The 19799-nt window shown below is 66.7% G+C and carries 20 protein-coding genes; 12 read left to right on the plus strand and 8 right to left on the minus strand.

Annotated elements, in window-relative coordinates; genetic code table 11:
* The first annotated feature begins 19 nt into the window (after window positions 1–19).
* Genes AB7E83_RS06665 through AB7E83_RS06685 form a run of 5 tightly spaced genes read left to right on the plus strand, consistent with a single transcriptional unit; the run spans window position 20 to window position 6361 of the window.
* Window positions 20–1060 carry a peptidase M29 gene (locus AB7E83_RS06665; protein ID WP_428567094.1) on the plus strand — a complete coding sequence of 347 codons (1041 nt, stop codon included), beginning with the start codon at window positions 20–22 and terminating at the stop codon, window positions 1058–1060.
* The gene (locus AB7E83_RS06670) at window positions 1057–1842 is read left to right on the plus strand and encodes an alpha/beta fold hydrolase (RefSeq protein WP_428566827.1); all 786 of its coding nucleotides are present in this window, start codon (window positions 1057–1059) and stop codon (window positions 1840–1842) included. Before AB7E83_RS06665 ends, AB7E83_RS06670 begins: the two co-directional genes overlap by 4 nt.
* Before the next feature lie 10 nt (window positions 1843–1852).
* Window positions 1853–3109: an acyl-CoA dehydrogenase family protein gene (locus tag AB7E83_RS06675; protein ID WP_428566830.1), complete on the plus strand. Its 1257-nt coding sequence runs from the start codon at window positions 1853–1855 to the stop codon at window positions 3107–3109.
* A 19-nt stretch (window positions 3110–3128) separates the two neighbouring features.
* Window positions 3129–3992 carry a M14 family zinc carboxypeptidase gene (locus AB7E83_RS06680; RefSeq protein ID WP_428566833.1) on the plus strand — a complete coding sequence of 288 codons (864 nt, stop codon included), beginning with the start codon at window positions 3129–3131 and terminating at the stop codon, window positions 3990–3992.
* A 38-nt stretch (window positions 3993–4030) separates the two neighbouring features.
* Window positions 4031–6361 (plus strand): xanthine dehydrogenase family protein molybdopterin-binding subunit, encoded by a 2331-nt coding sequence (locus AB7E83_RS06685; protein ID WP_428566836.1) that lies wholly within the window; start codon window positions 4031–4033, stop codon window positions 6359–6361.
* A gap of 69 nt (window positions 6362–6430) precedes the next feature.
* Here the strand turns inward: AB7E83_RS06685 and AB7E83_RS06690 are convergent, their stop codons facing one another.
* The gene (locus AB7E83_RS06690; protein ID WP_428566839.1) at window positions 6431–7750 is read right to left on the minus strand and encodes a D-amino acid dehydrogenase; all 1320 of its coding nucleotides are present in this window, start codon (window positions 7748–7750) and stop codon (window positions 6431–6433) included.
* A gap of 77 nt (window positions 7751–7827) precedes the next feature.
* On the opposite strand from AB7E83_RS06690, the gene AB7E83_RS06695 reads away from it, so the two are divergent.
* The gene (locus tag AB7E83_RS06695; protein WP_428566842.1) at window positions 7828–8736 is read left to right on the plus strand and encodes a LysR family transcriptional regulator ArgP; all 909 of its coding nucleotides are present in this window, start codon (window positions 7828–7830) and stop codon (window positions 8734–8736) included.
* Window positions 8737–8748: 12 nt separating this feature from the next.
* On the opposite strand, the gene AB7E83_RS06700 is transcribed toward AB7E83_RS06695, so the two are convergent.
* The 3 genes from AB7E83_RS06700 to AB7E83_RS06710 are packed head-to-tail and all read right to left on the minus strand — an operon-like array spanning window position 8749 to window position 10762.
* Window positions 8749–8898 (minus strand): hypothetical protein, encoded by a 150-nt coding sequence (locus AB7E83_RS06700; protein ID WP_428566845.1) that lies wholly within the window; start codon window positions 8896–8898, stop codon window positions 8749–8751.
* 52 nt (window positions 8899–8950) lie between these two features.
* Entirely contained in the window at window positions 8951–9784 is an 834-nt protein-coding gene (locus AB7E83_RS06705; protein ID WP_428566848.1) for a metallophosphoesterase, read from the minus strand.
* A 21-nt stretch (window positions 9785–9805) separates the two neighbouring features.
* Window positions 9806–10762 (minus strand): LysR family transcriptional regulator, encoded by a 957-nt coding sequence (locus AB7E83_RS06710; protein WP_428566851.1) that lies wholly within the window; start codon window positions 10760–10762, stop codon window positions 9806–9808.
* A 109-nt stretch (window positions 10763–10871) separates the two neighbouring features.
* Between AB7E83_RS06710 and AB7E83_RS06715 the strand changes: the two genes are divergently transcribed.
* Window positions 10872–11306 carry a hypothetical protein gene (locus AB7E83_RS06715; protein ID WP_428566853.1) on the plus strand — a complete coding sequence of 145 codons (435 nt, stop codon included), beginning with the start codon at window positions 10872–10874 and terminating at the stop codon, window positions 11304–11306.
* Window positions 11307–11372: 66 nt separating this feature from the next.
* On the opposite strand, the gene AB7E83_RS06720 is transcribed toward AB7E83_RS06715, so the two are convergent.
* Complete coding sequence (locus AB7E83_RS06720; protein ID WP_428566856.1) at window positions 11373–13223, minus strand: phosphoenolpyruvate carboxykinase (GTP); 1851 nt, start codon at window positions 13221–13223, stop codon at window positions 11373–11375.
* Window positions 13224–13448: 225 nt separating this feature from the next.
* Here AB7E83_RS06720 and AB7E83_RS06725 point away from each other — a divergent pair, with 225 nt between their 5' ends.
* Window positions 13449–14399, plus strand: coding sequence for an IS1595 family transposase (locus tag AB7E83_RS06725; RefSeq protein WP_428566859.1), 951 nt, complete (start codon window positions 13449–13451; stop codon window positions 14397–14399).
* Window positions 14400–15011: 612 nt separating this feature from the next.
* On the opposite strand, the gene AB7E83_RS06730 is transcribed toward AB7E83_RS06725, so the two are convergent.
* Genes AB7E83_RS06730 through AB7E83_RS06740 form a run of 3 tightly spaced genes read right to left on the minus strand, consistent with a single transcriptional unit; the run spans window position 15012 to window position 16272 of the window.
* Window positions 15012–15143, minus strand: a complete 132-nt coding sequence (locus AB7E83_RS06730) for a hypothetical protein (RefSeq protein WP_428566861.1) — start codon at window positions 15141–15143, stop codon at window positions 15012–15014.
* The gene (locus tag AB7E83_RS06735; RefSeq protein WP_428566864.1) at window positions 15140–15577 is read right to left on the minus strand and encodes a hypothetical protein; all 438 of its coding nucleotides are present in this window, start codon (window positions 15575–15577) and stop codon (window positions 15140–15142) included. The genes AB7E83_RS06730 and AB7E83_RS06735 overlap by 4 nt, the downstream gene beginning before the upstream one ends.
* Entirely contained in the window at window positions 15568–16272 is a 705-nt protein-coding gene (locus AB7E83_RS06740; protein WP_428566867.1) for a DUF433 domain-containing protein, read from the minus strand. Before AB7E83_RS06740 ends, AB7E83_RS06735 begins: the two co-directional genes overlap by 10 nt.
* Window positions 16273–16563: 291 nt before the next feature.
* Between AB7E83_RS06740 and AB7E83_RS06745 the strand changes: the two genes are divergently transcribed.
* Genes AB7E83_RS06745 through AB7E83_RS06760 form a run of 4 tightly spaced genes read left to right on the plus strand, consistent with a single transcriptional unit; the run spans window position 16564 to window position 19796 of the window.
* Window positions 16564–17457, plus strand: a complete 894-nt coding sequence (locus AB7E83_RS06745) for a branched-chain amino acid ABC transporter permease (protein WP_428566870.1) — start codon at window positions 16564–16566, stop codon at window positions 17455–17457.
* Window positions 17454–18350, plus strand: a complete 897-nt coding sequence (locus AB7E83_RS06750) for a branched-chain amino acid ABC transporter permease (protein ID WP_428566873.1) — start codon at window positions 17454–17456, stop codon at window positions 18348–18350. Before AB7E83_RS06745 ends, AB7E83_RS06750 begins: the two co-directional genes overlap by 4 nt.
* Window positions 18347–19084 (plus strand): ABC transporter ATP-binding protein, encoded by a 738-nt coding sequence (locus AB7E83_RS06755; protein ID WP_428566876.1) that lies wholly within the window; start codon window positions 18347–18349, stop codon window positions 19082–19084. The genes AB7E83_RS06750 and AB7E83_RS06755 overlap by 4 nt, the downstream gene beginning before the upstream one ends.
* Window positions 19068–19796 (plus strand): ABC transporter ATP-binding protein, encoded by a 729-nt coding sequence (locus AB7E83_RS06760; protein ID WP_428566878.1) that lies wholly within the window; start codon window positions 19068–19070, stop codon window positions 19794–19796. Before AB7E83_RS06755 ends, AB7E83_RS06760 begins: the two co-directional genes overlap by 17 nt.
* The last annotated feature ends 3 nt before the right edge of the window (window positions 19797–19799 follow it).

Consider the following 19799-nt stretch of genomic DNA (forward strand, 5'->3'; position numbering starts at 1 on the left):
TGGTCCGAACCCATTCGACATGCTGCAGGAAAAGACCCTGGAACCGGCGTGGCTGGACGCCTTCGAGTCCGTGCTGCGACTCTGCGCGCTGCGGCCCGGCGACGCCGTGGCGGTGCTCAGCGAGAGCCAGAGCCGACCCGTGCTGCCGGATCTGGTGCGCCTGGCCGCTTCGCGCCTCGGCGCGCGCGTGTTCAGCATCGTCATGCCCAGCGTGTTCAGCGCCTCGCTGCCGGTGGCGCGCTCCACGGGCGCCTCGGCGGTGCTGCAGCAGCTGCAGCCGGCCGTCGCTGCGCTCGCGGGCAGCACGCTCGTCGTCGACTGCACGGTCGAGGGCCTCATGCATGCGCCCGAATTGCCCGCCATCCTGAAGGGCGGCGCGCGCGTCCTCTACGTCAGCAACGAGCATCCCGAAGCGCTAGCGCGCCTGGTGCCGACGCCCGCGCTGGAGCCGCTTGTAAAGGAGCACGTGAAGCGTCTGCGCGGCGCGAAGCGCATGCAGGTCACGTCCGCGCACGGAACGGACCTCACGATCGCGCTCGACGGCGCGACCTGCGGCGGCAACTGGGGCTACACCGTGCGGCCCGGCACCATGACGCACTGGCCGGGCGGCCTCGCGCTCGCATTCCCCGCGTCGGGCAGCGTCAACGGCACGCTGGTGCTCGCCGAAGGCGACGTCAACCTCACGTTCAAGCGCGCCGTGGAGCGGCCGGTGACGCTGCGCATCGAAAATGACTACGTCACGCGCATCGAAGGCGATAGCGTTGATGCGAAGCTCATGCGCAGCTACATCGAAGCCTGGGGCGACCGCGAAGCCTACGCCGTGAGCCATGTCGGCTACGGCCTCAACGCGAATGCGCGCTGGGACAGCATGGCGCTGTACGACAAGCGCGACTTCAACGGCACCGAGCTGCGCGCGGTGGCCGGCAATTTCCTCTACAGCACCGGCGCGAACGAGGTCGCGGGTCGGCACACCGCCGGCCATTTCGACCTGCCGCTCGCCGGCTGCACTGTTCGCCTCGACGGCGCTGCCGTCGTCGAGGCAGGAAGGTTGATTCCATGACGCCCGTTCCCGCATTCACCGCGCTCGGTGGCGGCCCCACCGTGCTCATGCTGCACGGCGTGGGCGGCGGCCACCTCGCCTTCGCGCCGCAGACCGAGACCTTCGCGACCGCCGGCTATCGCGCCGTCGCGTGGGACATGCCGGGTTACGGCCACAGCACGCCGGTCGAGCCCTACACCTTCATGGCGCTCGCGCAGAGCTGCATCGCGCTGATCGAGGCGCTGAACTGCGGCCACGTCGTCCTGATCGGCCACAGCATGGGCGGCATGGTGGCGCAGGAGGTCGTGGCGCGCCGGCCGGAGCTCGTGAGCAGGCTCGTGCTGTGCGGCACCTCGCCCTCGTTCGGCAAGCCCGATGGCGACTGGCAGCGCGAGTTCATCGCGCAGCGCACCGCGCCCCTCGATGCAGGGCAGAGCATGGCGCAGCTTGCCGAGGTGATCGTGCCCCAGATGATCGGCCCCGGCTCGCTGCCCGAGGGCGTGCGGCTCGCGAAGCACTGCATGAGCCTCGTGCCGCCGTCCACGTACCGGCGCGCGCTCGAATGCCTCGTGACCTTCGACCGGCGCGCGGCGCTTGCGAACATCCATGTGCCCACGCTCCTGATCGCGGGCGAGAACGATCGCAATGCGCCGCCCGCCGTGATGCGCAAGATGAATGCCGCCATCGCACGCAGCACGTACATGGAGATGCCGGGCATCGGACACCTGATGAATCTCGAGGCGCCGGAAGAGTTCGACCGCCTCGTCCTCAACTTCCTCGCGCTGCCGCGCCAGCTTCACTGAAGGCGCGGCGATGATCGAGACGCCGGCCCTGAGCTTCACGCCCGCCGTCGGCGACCACGCCTTCACGCCCTTGCAGCGCGACTTGCTGACGCGCGCGCATGAGCTGGGACGCGACAAGTTCGCGCCCCGCGCGGCGAAGTGGGACGAGGAGGCGAGCTTCCCCTTCGCGAACTACGACGACCTGCGCGCCGCCGGCCTGCTCGCGATCTGCGTGCCGCGCGCGAGCGGCGGGCTCGGCGCCGACTATTCCACCTACATGATGGTGGCCGCGGAGCTCGGGCGGTTCTGCGGCGCGACCGCGCTCACGTGGAACATGCATGTGTCGTCCACCCTCTGGACCGGATTGCTGGCCGACGGCGTCGCGATGCCGGATGCGCAGCGCGCCGAGCACGAGGCGCGGCGCGGCCTGCATTTCGCGCGCGTGGTGACGGACGGCGCGGTTTATGCGCAACCGTTTTCCGAAGGCAGCGCCGCCGCCGCGGGCCGCGCCCCCTTCGGCACGACGGCGCGCAAGGTCGACGGCGGCTGGGTCGTGAATGGCCGCAAGATCTTTGCATCGCTCTCCGGCGCCGCCGACTTCTACGGCGTGCTCTGCACCGAGGACAGAGGCGACACGCCCCCCGACGCGCGCGACACCTTGTACCTTGCGGTGCCGGCGACGGCCGCGGGCCTCACCGTCGCCGGCGACTGGAATCCGCTGGGCATGCGCGGCACCGTGAGCCGCAACCTGCTGTTCAAGGAGGTGTTCGTCGCGGATCATGAACAGCTCATGCCGCGCGGCGTGTATTTCAAGGCGGCGCAGACCTGGCCGGCGATGTTCTTCACGCTCGCGCCCACCTACCTCGGCATCGCGAACGCGGCCTACGACTTCACGGTGCGCTACCTGCGCGGCGAAATCCCGGGCGAGCCGCCGGTCCGCCGCCGCATGTATCCTACGAAGCAGATCGCCGTGGCGCAGATGCGGATCCAGCTCGAGCAGATGAAGAGCGTCTTCCTGCGGGCGGCGACCGAAGCGCGGCCCCACCCCTCGAAGGACGAACGAATGCGGCTCTACGCGGCGCAGTACACCGTGATGGAAGGCGCCAACGACATCGCGCGGCTCGCCATCCGCACCTGCGGCGGCCAGAGCATGATGAAGCACCTGCCGCTGGAGCGCCTGTACCGCGACAGCCGCTGCGGCTCGCTCATGCTGCCGTGGACGGCCGAGCTCGTGCTCGACCGGATGGGCCGCGAAACCCTGTACGAAGCCGGAGAGAAAGACGAATGACGGATCACCGAGGGGCCGAATGAAGTCCCGGCTCGCCTGCTGCCTCCTTTCCCTCGCGCTCGCGCTCACCGCGTCCGGTCCGGCCGGAAGCGCCGCCGCTCCCTCCCGCGCCGACCCGTGCTCGTACTTCGTCGGCAAGCTTCCCAACGTGCCGCGGTCGCTGTGCGAATCGGCCGCGCTCGTGGACAGCCGCGTGCGCTCGGTGCGCGGCGTGCCGCTCTACGTGCGCGACATCAAGGCCGAGCAGCCGAAGATCCGCGTGCTGGTTACCGGCGCCATCCACGGCGACGAACTTTCGTCGTCGTCGCTGGCGTTCCACTGGATGAAGCTCGCGAGCGAGCAGATGCCCGCGATGCCGCAGCCGGTGCATTGGCGCTTCGTCCCGGTGCTCAACCCCGACGGCGTGCTCGCGCATCCTCCGCGCCGCATGAACGCGAGCGGCGTGGACCTCAACCGCAACTTCCCCACGCCGAACTGGGAGCGCGACGCGGCGATCTATTGGCAGCAGCGCACGAAGAAGGACCCCCGCCGCTGGCCGGGACCCAAGCCCCTGTCGGAGCCGGAGAGCCGCTTTCTCTTCGAGCAGATGCGCGACTTCAAGCCGCACCTCATCGTCGCGATCCACGCGCCCTATGGCGTGCTCGACTTCGACGGGCCGTCCACGCCGCCATCGAAGCTGGGTCGGCTCTACCTCGACCAGGTCGGCATCTTCCCCGGCTCGCTCGGCAACTACGGCGGCGTCCACAAGGGCGTGCCGGTCGTGACCATCGAGCTGCCGAACGCGATGCGCACGCCGCTCGACTCGGAGATGCGCCAGATGTGGATCGACCTGCTGCGCTGGATGGCCGGCAAGCTCTCGGACTCCGCCGCCCGCAATCCATAGGCTGCGCGGCAGGTCGAAATCGGCGAGACTCTTCGCTCATGAGCCAAGACATTCCCGCGCGTTACGGCAGCGGCGCCGCAGTGCGCCGCATCGAGGACGACGTTCTCCTCAAGGGCCAGGGCCAGTACACGGACGATGCCGCGCCCGAAGCGCAGCTTCGCATCGTGTTCGTGCGCTCGCCTTATCCGCACGCGCGGATCGTGTCCATCGATACCGGCGCTGCGGCGTCGATGCCGGGCGTCGCGATGATCGTCACGGGCGCGGAGCTCTTCGCCGCAGGCGTCCGGCCGATTCCCGGCAATCCCGCGTTCAAGCGGGCCGGCGGCGCGCCCGGCGCCACGCCGCCGCGCCGTCCGCTCGCCCACGAACGGGTGCGCTTCGTCGGCGAAGCGGTCGTCGCGGTCGTGGCCGAGACGCTGGAGCAGGCGCGCGATGCAGCCGAAGCCGTCTCGGTGGAGTACGAGGAACTCGCCGCCGCCGTCACCGTCGACGCAGCGACCGCAAGCGGCGCCGCGGCGCTGTGCGACGAAGCGCCGGACAACATCGCCGCGGAGATCCGCCACGGCGACGCGGCGAAGGCCGAGGCCGCGTTCACGCAGGCCGCTCACGTCGTGAAGCTCGAAGTCGAGAACCAGCGCGTGGTCGCGCTCGCGCTGGAGCCCCGTGCGGTCCTCGCCTGGGTGGCGCAGGACGGGCGGCTCACGATCCGCATGAGCACGCAAATGCCCTCGGGCGTTCGCAACTCGCTGTGCAACGACGTGCTGGGCCTGCCGCGCGACCAGGTGCGTGTGATCGTCGCCGATGTCGGCGGCGGCTTCGGCATGAAGACCGGAATCTATCCTGAGGACGCGGTCGTCGCGTGGTGTGCGCACCGGCTGAAGCGTCCGGTGAAGTGGGCGTCGGACCGCAGCGAGGAGTTTCTCTCGGCCACGCACGGCCGCGACGTTCGCCAGCGCGCCGAACTCGCCCTCGCGGCCGATGGCGCGATCCTCGCGCTGCGCCTGCGCTCGATGGCCAACGTCGGCGCCTACGCGACCGGCACCGGAACCGTCATCGCGCTCATGGTGGGGCCGTGGGTGCAGACGAGCGTGTACGACGTGCCGGTCATCGACTTCCATCTGAAGACGGTGCTGACGAACACCGCGCCGATCGGCGCTTATCGCGGCGCGGGGCGGCCCGAGGCCATCTTCCTGATGGAACGCCTGATGGACGAAGCCGCGCGGCAGACGGGCATCGACCGCATCGCGCTGCGCCGCCGCAACTTCCTGCGGCCCGAGCGGATGCCGTACACGAACCCGATGGGCCAGACCTACGACGTCGGCGAGTTCGAGAAGATCATGGACGAGGGGCTGGCGCTCGCGGACTGGCCGGGCTTCGAAGCGCGTGCCGCCGCGAGCCGCGCGCGCGGCAAGGTGCGCGGACTCGGCATCGCGACCTTCCTCGAATGGACTTCGGGCAATTCGTTCGAGGAGCGGGTGACGGTCACCGTGCAGCCGGACGGCATGATCGAGGCGTATTCCGCCGTGAACGCGATGGGGCAGGGGATCGCGACGACGCTCGCGCAGCTGGTCGTCGACGTCTTCGGCGTGCCGATGTCGCAAGTGAAGGTGGTGCTCGGCGACACCGATCGGGGCGACGGTTTCGGCAGCGCGGGATCGCGCTCGCTCTTCACGGGCGGCTCGGCCTTGCGCGAGGGCGCCGTGAAGACGCTCGATCGGTCCCGGCAGCTCGCGGCGCAGGCGCTCGAGGCGGCGGCGGACGATCTCGATTACGCGGGGGGGCGCTTCAAGGTCAAGGGCACGGACCTGTCGATCGACATCTTCTCGCTCGCCGGCAAGCAGCCGGAGCAGCGCATCCACATCGACAGCACGACCACGGTGGCGGGTGCGAGCTGGCCCAATGGCTGCCACGTGAGCGAGGTGGAGCTCGACCCGGCCACCGGCGAAGTACGTGTCGTCGCGTATGCGAGCATGAACGACGTCGGCCGCGTGGTGAACCCCATGATCGTGCGCGGCCAGCTCGATGGCGGCGCGGTGCAGGGTATCGGGCAGGCGCTGTGCGAACACATGGTCTACGACCCTGAGACCTCGCAGCCCGTGTCGGGCAGCCTCATGGACTATGCGGCGCCGCGCGCGGACATCATGGACTGCGAGTTCGTGACCGAGATGGACCAGACGGTTCCCTGCAAGAACAATCCGCTGGGCGTGAAGGGCGTGGGCGAGCTCGGCACCATCGGCGCGACGCCGTGCATCGTGAATGCTGTGGCCGATGCGGTGGCTCGCGCGGGCTTTCCCGAGCGCGCGCGCGACCTGCAGATGCCGCTGACGTCGGCGAAGCTCTGGGCCGCACTGAACGTCATTCCCGCGTAGGCGGGAATCCAGGGCGCCCCGACAACGCCTTGAAAGTCTTGGTCCCCGCCTTCGCGGGATGATGGCTATTCACGCCGTCCGCAGTTCGAGCGAAGGCTGCGCGATGCCGTGGAACCTGAAATTCATCGCCGGCATCCGGCCTCCGATGAGTTCGGCCATTGCCTTGCCCGAGCCCGCGCCGTGCGTCCAGCCCAGCGTGCCGTGGCCCGCGTTCACCCAGAGCTTGCCGACTTTCGTGCGGCCGATGTAGGGCACGTTCGTCGGTGTCGACGGCCGCAGGCCGGTCCAGAAGCGCGGGTTGCCGCCTTCTTCGGGGAGGCGGGTGTCGCATACGCCGGGCAGCACCGCTTCGATGCGCTGGGCCAGCATGCGGCAACGCGCCTTCGCCAGGTCCGTGTCGAGCGAGAGGTTCCAGCCCGACAGCTCGATGGTGCCCGCGACGCGCAGCTCGTCGCCGAGCCGGCTCATCGCGATCTTCAGCTCGTCGTCGATGGTGCTCACGAAGGGCGCGAGCCCGGGCTTCTTCAGCTTGAAGGTCGCGCTGTAGCCCTTGCCGGGATAGATCGGCAGATCGACGCCGACGGTGCGCAGCAGCGGCGCGGAGAACGACCCGCAGGCCACGACCACTTCATCGGCCGATAAGCGCTGTACCGCGCCGGTTTCGCGCTCGCGGATATGCACGGCGGTGACTTCGCCGCCGGCCGTCTCGAGTCGCTCGATGTCGCGGCCGTAGAGGAACTGCACGCCGCGCGCCGCGCAGCGCGCCGCGAGTTCCTGCGTGAAGACGCGAGCGTCGCCGCTCTCGTCGCTCGGCGTGTACGTGCCGCCCACGATGCGGTGCGCGAACGAGCGGAACGCGGGCTCGATGCGAAAGAGTTCTTCCTTGTCCACCACGCGGCGGTTCACGCCGTGCCGCTGCATGATCCCCGCTGCTTCGCCGGCCGCGGCGAACGAAGCCTCGTCGGTGTAGTAGTGCGCGATGCCGCGCGTGAGCCGCTGGTATTCGATGCCGGTCGAGCGCACCACGTCCTTCAATGCCGCGTGGCTGTAGTTGCCGAGCGCCACGAGCTGCGCGACGTTGCGTTCGAACGCGGCGTCGTTGCACTGGGTCAGGAACTGGAGGCCCCAGCGCCATTGCTGCCAGTCGAGCTGCGGACGGAACAGCAGCGGCGCGTCGTTGCGGAACATCCACTTCGCGAGCTTGGCGGGCGCGTGCTTGTTGGCCCAGGGCTCGCAGTAGCTCACCGAGATCTGGGCCGCGTTGGCGAAACTCGTCTCCAGCGCCGCATCCTTCTGCCGGTCGACGACGACGACGTCGTGGCCGCGCTCGGCGAGGTGCCACGCGGTGCTGATGCCGATGATGCCGGCGCCGAGAACGAGTACTTTCATGGATGGAAAGTGTGGGGCCCGGCGGCGATTTCGAGAAGCGTCATTAAACTATCAGAGAAAAGATCAGGAACGCTAATATGAGCACCTATGACCCGGCAGCCCTCGAATGCCTCGCCGCGATCGTGGAGGAGGGCGGCTTCGAGCGCGCGGCGCAGCGCCTGTCGATCACCCAGTCCGCCGTGTCCCAGCGACTGCGAGCCCTGGAAGCGCAGGTGGGCACGGTGCTGATCGTGCGCAGCCGGCCGCTGCGCATCACGCCGGCCGGCCACCTGCTGCTGAAGCACGCGAAACAGCTGAGGCTGCTGCGCGCCGACCTCGAGCGGGACATGCGCGAGCTGGCGCCCGCGTCGAGCGGTGGCACGAGGGAAGAGGAGCGGATCTCGGTGGCCGTCAATGCCGACAGCATCGCCACCTGGGCGCTGCCCGCTCTCACCGACCTCGCGCGGCAGGGGCTGCCGCTGGAGATCATCGCCGACGACCAGGACTTCACGCACGAATGGCTGCGCGAAGGCCAGGTGCTGGGTTGCGTCACCACGGTCAAGCAGGCGCTGCGCGGCTGCAAGGTGTTGCCGCTGGGGGCGATGCGCTACGTCGCCATCGCGCATCCGGACTACGCGCGCATGCATTGTCCGGGCGGCCTCACCGCGCACAACTTCCGCGACATGCCCTTCGTCGCCTTCAACCGCAAGGACGACATGCAGTCCGAGTTCGTGGGCCGGGCGTTCGGACTCAAGCGCGTCGCGCTCAAGCATCTGCTCGTGCCGAGTTCGGAGGGCCAGGTGCGCGCCGTGCTTGCTTCATGGGGCGCGAGCGTGGTGCCGCGGCTGCTCGCGCACGGCTTGCTGGAGCAGGGGCAGCTTGTCGACATCGCGCCGGGCCACTCGGTCGACGTGCAGCTCTACTGGCACTGCTGGAACCTCGAGTCCGAGGTGCTGGACCAACTCACCGCCGCGCTGACGCGCGCGGCCGAAGCGGCCTTGGAATGAACCGTGCGCGCCTCAGCGCGGGCCGTTCAGGATGATCGAATCGTGCGTGAAGAAATTGTGCAGGCCCGAGGCGTCCGGCCCGAGCGCCGCGAACAGCACGGACACGGCGACGGCCACGATCCATGCCAGCATTTCGAACCGATGGTGCTTGTTGCGCCTCATGCGATGAGTGTGGCGACACGCCCGGAATTCTCAAGCGCCGGCTTGTAAAGACTCAGGCCGGTTGTAACGCGGACAGATCGAGGACGAAATCTTCGCGAAATCCTGCCTGTTCGCCCTTGACCGCATAGCCGAGCGTGTTGGCGACCACGCGACAGCGGCCGGCGGTGTAATCCTGCTGGCAGTGCAGGTGGCCGTGAATCCAGAAATCGGCCAGGGGCAGAAGGTCGTCGAGCGAATTGCAGAACCCGGCCGTGCCCGGGACGATGCCGTAGCGCGGGTCGGCGCTGCGAAGGCTCGGGGCGAAGTGGGTCACGGCCACCGTCGTCCCTTCGAAGGGCCGGGCGAGCGCGGCCCGCAGCCAGGGCTGGCACTCGAGCGCCAGTTCGCGCCATCCCTCGGCCAGGAGCGGGCGTCCACCGCGCATGGCGGACATCTTCTGGAGATAGTAGTTGGCCGCACGGAACGCTTTGTGCCGCTGTTCGAGTCGTTTCTCGTCCGTGAGCGGCGCCGCGCCCGGCGCGTCGGCGAGCGCGTCGAAGTCCGTCCAGAGCGTGGTGCCGACGAAGCGGACATCGCCGATGACGACGACTTCGCGTTCGAGCCAGCCGATGCCCAGCCGTTCGCAGGTTTCGCGCAGCCGCGCGTGCGTCTGGTCGAAGTCGAGCCCGTCGTATTCGTGATTGCCGGGCAGGAAGAGCACCGGAACGGGCCAGCCCCGCAGCGGCGAGAAACGAGCGAGCCCGAAGTCGTCCTCCGCCAGACGCGAGCCGCGCTGGTACGAGCCGATGTCCCCGGCGAGCACGAGCAGTTCGGCCTCCGGGGCGGGCAGTGGATGCAGGGCGGAATGCGACTCGAGGTGCAGGTCGGAAAACAGCTGGATCTTCACAGGCGTATTGTGCGGCCCGCGCTACGTGTCGAAGGCCTTGCGCGCGGCGGCGGCAACGGCGAGCCGCAACCATGCGTGATCGCTGCGTTGCGCCTGCCGGCGGTGCCAGAGCGCGTCGACGTGGACGGGCGACAGCTTGAACGGCAGCTCGCGCACGCGCAGCGCGCTCGCCATGCCGGTGACGCTGACGAAATGACGCGGCAAGACGGTGAGCAGGTCCGACGTCGCCACCACACGCCCTGCGGTGTAGAACTGGTTGACGGTGAGCACGACGCGGCGCTTCTGGCCGAGCGAGGCCAGGGCTTCGTCGACGAAGCCGAAGGGACGTCCCGAGAAGCTGACGAGCAGATGGTGGGCGTTGCAGTAGCGCTTGAGCGTCAGCGGGCCGCTCGACAGCGGATGGCCTTCGCGCATGACGCACACGTATTCGCCCTCGTAGAGCCGTAGATGGTCGAACGGCGCGATGCCGCCCGTCTGCGCCTGCGCGCTCAGGGCGGCCAGCACGGCCGGGAAGTAGCCGACGGCGAGGTCGATCGTGCCTTCGTCGAGCAGGCGCCGCGGGTCGCGCGTCGCGAGCGGCAGGGTCTTCATCGACACGCCCGGTGCGTCGCGTTCGATGATCTCCACGAGCCCGGGCATGATCTCGGCCGCGGTGGCATCGGCCATGGACAGGATGAACGAGGTGTTGGCCTCCGACGCGACGAATTCGCCCGGGCTCAGCGACGACTCGAGCTGGCGCAGCGCCTCGGCGACCGCCGGCCAGAGCCCGAGCGCCCGGGGCGTCGGCTCCACCCCATAGCCGCTGCGCACCACCAGCCGGTCGCCCAGCGAATCGCGCAGGCGGTTGAGTGCATTGCTCACGGCGGGCTGCGTCATGTTCAGGTTGCGCGCCGCGCGGGTCAGATTGCGCTCCGCCATGACCTGATCGAACACGCGCAGCAGGTTCAGATCCAGGGTCCGGAAGTTGGTGGACTTCATGCCGTGAATGATAGTCATCACTAATCTAAATTGGAAACATATCAGGGTTCACCCTAGTATTCGCCTACGCAATCGGCATTTCGCCGCAGCGCTAGGAGAGGGAAACACCATGAAATTCGTCCACGTCGATTACCCCACGCAACACGGCGCCGTCCTGCGCCTGGAGCGCACGGCGGACGTGATCCGCAACACCACCCGTCGATTCGACGGCGCCCGGGGCGCCGCGACGATGCTGCTCGCGGCCATCGCTTCCGCGTTGCTGGTGGTTGCGAACGAGCTCGTCCAGACCTGGACCGATGGCCACCTGATGGCCGCCTGGGTGGCCCTGTGGGCCATCGGCTTCGCCGGCCTGGCCTTGTTCGCGACGCCCGTGCGTGCCGCGACGATGCGCGTGCGCAACAGCCTGCGCGCCGCCGCGGTCGTTCGCAGGGAAGCCGCCGAAGACGCCAAGCTGTGGAAGGTCGCGCAGAACGATGCGCGCGTCATGGCGGATCTGAGCCGCGCCATGGAGCGCGCCGGCCGCGACCTGCGCAAGATGTACTGAGCGCGAGCGCAGGTGCAAGAAAGCCACCGCATGCGGTGGCTTTTTTCTTGGGCGGCGCGAACCCGATCAGGCTGCCAGGCGCTTCTCGATCCGAGCCTTGGTCTCCGTGAGTTCCTTGGGCAGGTGGTAAGCCAGCTGCTTGAAGAGTTCCGCGTGCAACTCGAGCTCCTTCACCCATGCGGCCTTCTCGAGGCTGATCACCTGGCCGAACTGCGCGCGGCTGAAATCCAGGCCGGTCCAGTTGATTTCCTCGTAGGTCGGGCTCACGCCGAAGACGTGCTTCTCGCCCTGCGCGCGGCCCTCGATGCGGTCGATCATCCACTTCAACACGCGCATGTTCTCGCCGTAGCCGGGCCAGACGAACTTGCCGTCCTCGCCCTTGCGGAACCAGTTGGTCGTGTAGATGCGCGGCATCTTCGCGCCGGCGGCCTTCAGCTTCTGGCCGAGCGACAGCCAGTGCTGGAAATAGTCGCTCATGTTGTAGCCGGTGAAGGGCAGCATGGCGAACGGATCGCGGCGCACGACACCCTGCGCACCGCCGGCCGCAGCCGTCGTTTCGGAACCCATGGTCGCGGCCATGTACACGCCTTCGACCCAGTCGTTCGCCTCGGTCACGAGCGGCACGGTCGTCGAGCGGCGGCCGCCGAAGATGAACGCGTCGATGGGCACGCCCTTCGGGTCGTCCCACGCCGCGTCGAGCGCGGGGTTGTTCACGGCGGGCACGGTGAAGCGCGCGTTCGGGTGCGCGGCCTTCGCGCCGGTTTCCTTCGCGATCTGGGGCGTCCAGTCCTTGCCCTGCCAGTCGATGCAGTGCGCGGGCGCTTCGCTCATGCCTTCCCACCACACGTCGCCGTCGTCGGTCAGCGCGACGTTCGTGAAGATCACGTCGCGTTCCAGGCTGGCCATGCAGTTCGGATTCGTCAGCGTGTTCGTGCCGGGCGCCACGCCGAAATAGCCCGCCTCGGGGTTGATCGCGTACAGGCGTCCATCGGCATTGGGCTTGACCCAGGCGATGTCGTCGCCGACGGTCGTGACCTTCCAGCCCTCGAAGCCGGCCGGCGGAATGAGCATCGCGAAATTGGTCTTGCCGCAGGCCGAGGGGAACGCGGCGGCCACATGGTGCTTCTTGCCTTCGGGGCTCGTCACGCCCAGGATCAGCATGTGCTCGGCGAGCCAGCCCTCGTCGCGTCCCATGGTGGAGGCGATTCGCAGCGCGAAGCACTTCTTGCCCAGCAGCGCGTTGCCGCCGTAGCCGGAGCCATACGACCAGATCTCGCGCGTCTCGGGGTAATGGACGATGTACTTGGTGGCGTTGCACGGCCAGGTCACGTCCTTCTGGCCGGGCTCCAGCGGCGCGCCGACGGTGTGGACGCAAGGGACGAACTCGCCGTCGACGCCGAGCACGTCGAACACGGCCTTGCCCATGCGGGTCATGATCTTCATGTTGACGGCCACGTAAGGGCTGTCGGAGAGCTCGATGCCGATGTGCGCGATGGGCGAGCCGAGCGGACCCATGGAGAACGGCACCACGTACATCGTGCGGCCGCGCATGCAGCCGTCGAACAGCGGCTGTAGCGTCGCGCGCATCTCCGCGGGCGCCATCCAGTTGTTGGTCGGGCCGGCGTCTTCCTCGTTCCGCGAGCAGATGTAGGTGCGGTCCTCGACGCGCGCGACGTCGCTCGGGTCGGACAGCGCAAGGTAGGAGTTGGGGCGCTTCTGCGCGTCGAGCCGGCGGAAGGTGCCGGCGTCGACCAGTTGCTGGCAGAGGCGGTCGTACTCTTCCTTGCTGCCGTCGCACCAGTAGACCTGGTCGGGCTTGCACAGCGCCACCATGTCGGCGACCCAGGCAATGAGCCGGGCATTCTTCACGTACGACGGCGTATCGAGGCGCAGTCCCTGCATCACGGGGGAATTCATCGAAGCTCCTAAGTTCAAAAACCGATTTCAGGAAGGGAGCTGCGACGGGGAGAGAACCAGCGGCGGCGCCTTTTTGAAATCGGGCTTCGGGGTCGATTTTAAGGAGCCCGTCCGCAAGGCCAACATGGAACGCACGCATTCCTATGCAAAAGATGCATGAGGTTATGCGCTGAGCCGTCGGAAGTATGTACTTGACAAACCCGCCTGAAGTTCTATAGTTCAGGCATGGCAAACGCAATCCAGAACCAGCCCCACTTCCAAGACGCGGACAAGGCCCGCGAATACTTGGAAGCTCTGCGCTGGCCGCATGGCCCCGTTTGCCCTCATTGCGGCGTTATCGGCACCGCCTACAAGCTCGAAGGCACGAAGCACCGTCCTGGCCTCTACAAGTGCAAGGACTGCCGCGATCAGTTCACCGTCACGGTCGGAACCTTGTTCGAGCGCTCCAAGATCGCCCTCAACGTCTGGCTTCAGGCCGTGCATCTCATGTGCGCGAGCAAGAAGGGCATTTCGGCCAAGCAGCTTGAGCGCATGCTCGGCGTCACCTACAAAACCGCTTGGTTCATGTCGCATCGCATCCGCGAAGCCATGACCACCAATCCGACCAATCTTCTCGGCGGTCCCGGCTCGTCCGGCATCGTTGAAGCCGACGAAACGTATTGGGGCACCGCCAAGGATTCCGAAGGCATCAAGTACCCCGCGAAGACTGGCGGCGGCTACTCGCCCAAGATGAAAATCTTCTCGCTGGTCGAGCGCCAAGGTGCCAAGCGCACGATCCACGTTCCCAACGTCACAGGCGCAACCCTTGGCCCGATCCTCAAGGGCAACGTCTCGAAGTCCGCTCGTCTCATGACGGACGAGGCCGGCCACTACAAGAAGATCGGCCGTCACTTCGCCAGTCACGAGGCAGTCAACCACTCGAAAGAGGAATACGTCCGTGGCGACGTTTCCAGCAACACCGCCGAATCGTCCTTCGCCATCCTCAAGCGCGGGCTGGTCGGCACGTTCCACAGCGTCTCGGAGCAGCACCTTCAACGCTACGCCAACGAATTCGACTTCCGCTGGAACAACCGCCAATCTCTCGGCGTCAATGACATCGAGCGCACCGACGCAGCCCTGAAGGGCATCACCGGCAAGCGCCTGACCTATCGGCGGCTTAACTTCCAAGCGCCGTGAGCCTGTCCCCTCTCCGCTCGCGAACAAGCTAGCGGAGATTGCGGACTCGATTCGCTTTCGATCCGGCTACAAGACGGTCAACGGCGCGGAGCATTGCCCTGCGTGCTGGGCGCGTCTTCGGAGTCGTTCGTCGCCTGCGATTCGACCCGCATCACAACGCAGACTTGTCCATGCTTGTCTGCGACCGCTGCGGCCTGTATCTTCCGAGTGTCTAGGTTTCGCTCCGTGGTGACGGGGCGAATGCGGCCTCACCAGCCGCTAAAGGTGCGGACACCTAGGAGCCAACCTACCCTGTACCGGCCGCTCCGGGGGCTTGAACTACTTCAAGCTAATCAGCGTAAGCGGGGCGCGAGGCCAACCAAAAGTGTCTAAGCCGATGCTCGAAGCCATCCTAGGTAGGTCGAGAGCTAGCGCCTTCTCGAAGGGCGCGAATAGAAATACGCCGACTCATAAACGTTGGCGAGGCCTCGCCAGTTTTGACAAGGTGAAAACCATGTTCAAGCTGACGCTGCAATGGGGTAAGTCGTTCAAGGTGTCGTTCTCAGCTCCCCTGATTACCACCGTGATTGCCATTACCCTTGCACTCCAGTATTGGCTGTAAGGCCGATACTCTCAAGCCCGCTTCGGCGGGCTTTTCTTTTCCGGCTTCTTCTCGTCCTTGTGCTGCTTCGGCGGGGATGAGAGCATGCGCTTCAGTACGTCATCGAACTGAGGCGGCTTTGGGGCGGGCTTCGATTCGCTCATGGGATCTTCACCTTCTTCAACCGACCGCTCCGCTGAACGTCGTAAATGAACGGGCGCGGCGTAGTCGCAATCGCCCTCAAAATTCGATCATAGGCGCGAAAGAAGCACTGCGCCTTTTCGTACTTCTTAGCGCTGCCGCCCCACAGATAGAAGCATCCAACATTGTGCTGCTTGATAGCGGAAAGCTCGGACTCGAAGCCGATCTTATGAAATTTGCGGTCGTGGCTAAAAACTACCCAGCCACGCGCACCGACGTCTGCAAGCCAAACGTCATCCGCTTCTTCGTCATGAAAGAGTTGGTCATTGCAACTCGGACCCGTAACCCCAAGCTTGGCCTGCTTCATCTGATGCCAAGCCACAGAGAGGTCAAGCTGCTCCAGCACCGCTGGCAGCTTGGTCCCTACGTTCTTGTCGAAGTAAAGCCTTAGTGCCACGCCCTGAGTTGAGACAAGTCGATGCCCTCAAACCTCAAGGCCTCGGTCACTTGATCCGACTGCAACAAAAAATCTTCAGCGATGTCTTTCAAGGACTCTCCCGCAGTCCAGCGGCCTTTGATTGCCCAAGTGGCAATGCCTCTGACCATAGGCGCCCCGAAGGACACACGGGGATCAATGACGACGGGAGAATGCGGCCCTGCAACATGCCAGCGGACCGCGAGGTCTTCCTCATACTCGAACTCGGTGAACTTGGTCTCAACAATCTCAGCCCATGCAATTTGGCCGCCTTTGTTGACCTTCACCAACTTAGACTTTGACTCGCCCGCAACCAAGTTGTCGAGCGACATCCAAATGTCCTTACCGTCCGTTTTGAAGCTCTTCTCAGCAAACGGATATTCAGACTGCAGTTGCAAGGCAACGTACTCGCGCGCGTTCTTGATTTCCTGCAACTTCACGCCAGCACGGCGCATTGCGGCGACAAAAGCCACCTCCACAAGCTGCAGGTAGTTGAGCGCGGTTCCGCTTTCACGCTCCGCGATGGCTGGGCGGTGGAAATCGGTGGATACCTGCCAGTTGCGGATGGTCTGACCAGATATGCCGGCATAACGCGCTGCGTCCGCTACCTTGTAAGCGGGCAAGAACAGGCGTCGCCTCCAAGGGGCGATCCCGCGCTCAGCAATCAAGGTTGTCACGTCCCATCCTTACGATACTAAAGCAACTGAGGGCGCTTTCCGCTAGGGAAAAGCGCCCTCAACAACTTTACACCGGCCTGTCAAGCAACACTGTAAGCATGTACATAGGTTTGTCAAGTACATACTTCCGTGAGCCGTGTCAGGCCCTCTCCTGACAAACCCTAGGAACGGGTTCTTTAAAAGGACAAACCATTTGACAAAAAAGAGCAGCCGCCTAGGATCGATGCCATGCCCACGCCCGCAGCGTCGTCTTCCCTTTTCCTGGCGTCGCCGGCCGTGCGGAGCTAGCCGATGTTCGCCAGCTTCCTCTTCGACGTCCTGGTCCTCGGCACGATCTACATGCTGTTCTCGCTGGGCCTCAGCCTGTCCTGGGGCGTGATGAACACGCTGAACATCGCGCATGCCGAAGTCTTCATGGCCGGCGCGCTGGGCTCCTGGCTGGCCGCGCAGCATCTCGGCCTGCCCTTCCTTCCGCTGCTGGGCGTCGCGATGGTCACCGGGATCGTACTGAACGTGGTCCTCGAAGTCGCGGTGTTCGCGCCCATCCGCAAACGCACGGCGGATCCGCACCAGGCCGAGCTTTCCATCGTCATCGCGAGCATCGGCGCGGGGACGGCGCTGGTCGTGCTCGCCATCAACATCACGCAGGGCCTGGCGGTGTCGATCCCGACGGCCGTCTTCGAGCGCACCCTCGTCCCGCTCGCGGGTCTCGACGCGACGAACATCGACATCATCATCATCGGCGTGGCGCTCGTCATCGGCGTCGGCCTGATGCTGTTCATGAAGTACAGCCGTCACGCGCCCGCCTTGCGCGCGCTCGCGCACGACCCGTACACCTGCGGCTTGCTCGGCATTTCGGCGTCGAAGCTCTCCATCGTCACCATGGCCGTCAGCGGCGCGCTGGCCGCGCTCGCCGGCCTGCTGCTGTGCCTTCGCATCGGCGCCATCGATCCGCACATGGGCGAGCCGCTCATCATCATGGCGTTCACGGCCATCATCCTCGGCGGCGTGGGCAGCGTGGGCGGCACGATCCTCGGCTCCTACCTTCTCGCCGCCATCGTCTCGGCCACGGTCAACTACGGCGACCCGAGCCTCGCGTACACGGTTCCGTTCGTGGTGGCGCTGGTCATCCTCATCCTGCGTCCCGGCGGCATCTTCGCGCAGGGCCAGTGGGAGCGTCCATGACGGACCTGTCCCTCTTCGCGCGCTACGAGTCGCTCGTCCAGGCGTGGCTCGTCATGGCGATGATCGGCTTCAGCTTCTACACGTCGCTGCGCTCCGGCGCGTTCTCCGTCGCGGGCGTGGGCACCTGGCTGATCAGCGCGTACGTCGCCGGCAAGATGTCGATCGCGGGCGTCTCCCCTGTCTTCTCGCTGCTGGCGGCAGCCGGCGTCAGCGCGGTGATCGGGCTGGGCCTCGCGCTGGTGCTCGCGCGCCTGCGCTCGCTCTACCTCGCGATGGCCACGCTCTCGTTCGTGCTGCTCGTGCAGGCGATCGCGAGAAGCTGGAAGACGGTCACGGGCGGCTCGACCGGCCTCTACGGGATTCCGCCGGTCATGTCGACCGCGTCGCTCTTCGCCGTGGCCGCGCTCGTCACCTTGCTGGTGTATCTCACGGAACGCGGCCGCGCGGGCCGGACGCTGGCCTACATGCGGACCGACGAGGTGCTTGCGCGCACGCTGGGCATCCACACCGGCCGCGCGCGTGCTTCCGCATTCGTGCTCAGCTCGGTGCTGGGCGGGCTCGCCGGCGCATGCAGCGCAATGCTGTTCAACCTCATCGCCCCCGACCAGGGGGGATTCAAGCTCGTCGTCGATGGCCTGACCGTCATCGTTCTCGGCGGCGTGGGCGGCTTCATGGGGCCGCTGCTCGGCGCGGCGCTGGTCACGGCCTTCCCGTACCTCCTGGGCTTCGTCAGCAACGACTGGCGGCTCATGGTGCAGGGGATCATCATCGTCGTGATGATCATCTACGTGCCGGGCGGACTCGTGGGCCTGTGGCACGACGCCCGCGCCTCGTGGTCGAGCCGTCGCGACGCCAAGGCGGACGAGCCCGTTCAGGCGAAGGTCGAAGCATGACGGTCGCAGCCCTCAGCGCCGAGGACATCTCGGTCCGCTTCGGCGGCGTCAAGGCCTTGAGCGGCGTTTCGCTCACGTTCGAGCCCGGCAAGGTTTACGGAATGATCGGGCCCAACGGGTCGGGCAAGACGACATTGCTCAACGTGCTGTCGGGCGTCGTGAAGCCGACCGAGGGGCGCATCCGGATCGCCGGCGAGCCGCCGCGCGCGACCACGCCGGAGGCCTTCTTCCACGGCGGCATCTCGCGCACGTTCCAGCTGATCCGGCTCGTCGAGACGCTGACGGTGTGGGAGAACGTGGCTGCGGGCGTCGACCACGCGGGAGCCGCGAAGGCGAAGTCGCACGCCGAACAGGTCGACGGCGCGATCGACCGCCTCGGCCTGCGCAAGTACGCGGCGACGAAAGTCGGCCTGCTGCCCTACGGCCTGCGTCGCCGCGTGGAGATCGCCCGCGCCATCGCACGCACCCCGCACGTGCTGCTGCTCGACGAGCCCATGGCCGGCATGAACAACGAAGAACGCCGGGACGTCGCGCAGTCCGTGCGTTCCGTCGTCAGCAAGGACATGGCGATGGTGATCGTCGAGCATGACGTGCCCCTGCTCGTGGGCCTGTGCGACGAACTGATCGTGCTGAATTTCGGCCAGGTCATCGCGCGCGGCGCGCCCGGCGAGACGGCGGCGCTCGACGTGGTCCGTACGGCTTACCTCGGAGAAGGCCATGGCAGCGCTGCTTGAGATCGAGAGCCTCGACGTGCGCTATGGCCACCACCTCGCCGTGGAAAACCTGAACCTGTCCGTCGACAGCGGGCAGGTCGCGGTGCTGTTCGGCCCCAACGGCGCGGGCAAGTCGTCGACGCTCAATGCGATCTGCGGCGCGGTTCGCCCCAAGCGTGGCCGGATCCGCTTCGCCGGGCAGGACATCACCGGCCTGCCGATGCACCGGATCGTGCAGCTCGGCCTCGTCCAGGTGCCCGAAGGCCGGCGCATCATCGGCCGGCTGACGGTGCGCGAGAACCTGCTGCTGGGCGCCTATTCGGAGCCGTCGCGTGCAAAGCGCATGTCGCTTCTGGGCATGGTCGAGGCGATGTTCCCGATCCTGGTGGAGCGCAGCGACGCGCCCGCGGGCGTGCTGAGCGGCGGCGAGCAGCAGATGCTCGCCTTCGGCCGCGCGCTGATGGCGTCGCCCAGGATGCTGCTGCTCGACGAACCGTCGATGGGGCTCGCGCCGATCATCACCGACCAGATCGTCGCGAAGGTCAAGGCCATCGCCGAGTCCGGCATTCCCATCCTCATGGTGGAGCAGAACGCGAAGGCCGTGGCCGCGCTCGCGACGCACACCTACTTCATCGAGCACGGCGTGATCGTCGGCGCCGAGACCCGAGCCAACGCCCGCTCCGCACTCGCGATGGAGTCGGTGCTGCTCGGGCTCCCGCAGGCGGCCGCGTAGAAC

The sequence above is a fragment of the Ramlibacter sp. genome (assembly GCF_050250995.1).
Taxonomy (GTDB): domain Bacteria; phylum Pseudomonadota; class Gammaproteobacteria; order Burkholderiales; family Burkholderiaceae_C; genus Ramlibacter.

Bases quoted from the DNA above. Each gene is read 5' to 3' on its own strand.
- AB7E83_RS06665 (WP_428567094.1), top strand. From the start codon at position 20: ATGCTGCAGGAAAAGACCCTGGAACCGGCGTGGCTGGACGCCTTCGAG.
- AB7E83_RS06670 (WP_428566827.1), top strand. From the start codon at position 1,057: ATGACGCCCGTTCCCGCATTCACCGCGCTCGGTGGCGGCCCCACCGTG.
- AB7E83_RS06675 (WP_428566830.1), top strand. From the start codon at position 1,853: ATGATCGAGACGCCGGCCCTGAGCTTCACGCCCGCCGTCGGCGACCAC.
- AB7E83_RS06680 (WP_428566833.1), top strand. From the start codon at position 3,129: ATGAAGTCCCGGCTCGCCTGCTGCCTCCTTTCCCTCGCGCTCGCGCTC.
- AB7E83_RS06685 (WP_428566836.1), top strand. From the start codon at position 4,031: ATGAGCCAAGACATTCCCGCGCGTTACGGCAGCGGCGCCGCAGTGCGC.
- AB7E83_RS06690 (WP_428566839.1), bottom strand. From the start codon at position 7,750: ATGAAAGTACTCGTTCTCGGCGCCGGCATCATCGGCATCAGCACCGCG.
- AB7E83_RS06695 (WP_428566842.1), top strand. From the start codon at position 7,828: ATGAGCACCTATGACCCGGCAGCCCTCGAATGCCTCGCCGCGATCGTG.
- AB7E83_RS06700 (WP_428566845.1), bottom strand. From the start codon at position 8,898: ATGAGGCGCAACAAGCACCATCGGTTCGAAATGCTGGCATGGATCGTG.
- AB7E83_RS06710 (WP_428566851.1), bottom strand. From the start codon at position 10,762: ATGAAGTCCACCAACTTCCGGACCCTGGATCTGAACCTGCTGCGCGTG.
- AB7E83_RS06715 (WP_428566853.1), top strand. From the start codon at position 10,872: ATGAAATTCGTCCACGTCGATTACCCCACGCAACACGGCGCCGTCCTG.
- AB7E83_RS06720 (WP_428566856.1), bottom strand. From the start codon at position 13,223: ATGAATTCCCCCGTGATGCAGGGACTGCGCCTCGATACGCCGTCGTAC.
- AB7E83_RS06725 (WP_428566859.1), top strand. From the start codon at position 13,449: ATGGCAAACGCAATCCAGAACCAGCCCCACTTCCAAGACGCGGACAAG.
- AB7E83_RS06730 (WP_428566861.1), bottom strand. From the start codon at position 15,143: ATGAGCGAATCGAAGCCCGCCCCAAAGCCGCCTCAGTTCGATGACGTA.
- AB7E83_RS06745 (WP_428566870.1), top strand. From the start codon at position 16,564: ATGTTCGCCAGCTTCCTCTTCGACGTCCTGGTCCTCGGCACGATCTAC.
- AB7E83_RS06750 (WP_428566873.1), top strand. From the start codon at position 17,454: ATGACGGACCTGTCCCTCTTCGCGCGCTACGAGTCGCTCGTCCAGGCG.
- AB7E83_RS06755 (WP_428566876.1), top strand. From the start codon at position 18,347: ATGACGGTCGCAGCCCTCAGCGCCGAGGACATCTCGGTCCGCTTCGGC.
- AB7E83_RS06760 (WP_428566878.1), top strand. From the start codon at position 19,068: ATGGCAGCGCTGCTTGAGATCGAGAGCCTCGACGTGCGCTATGGCCAC.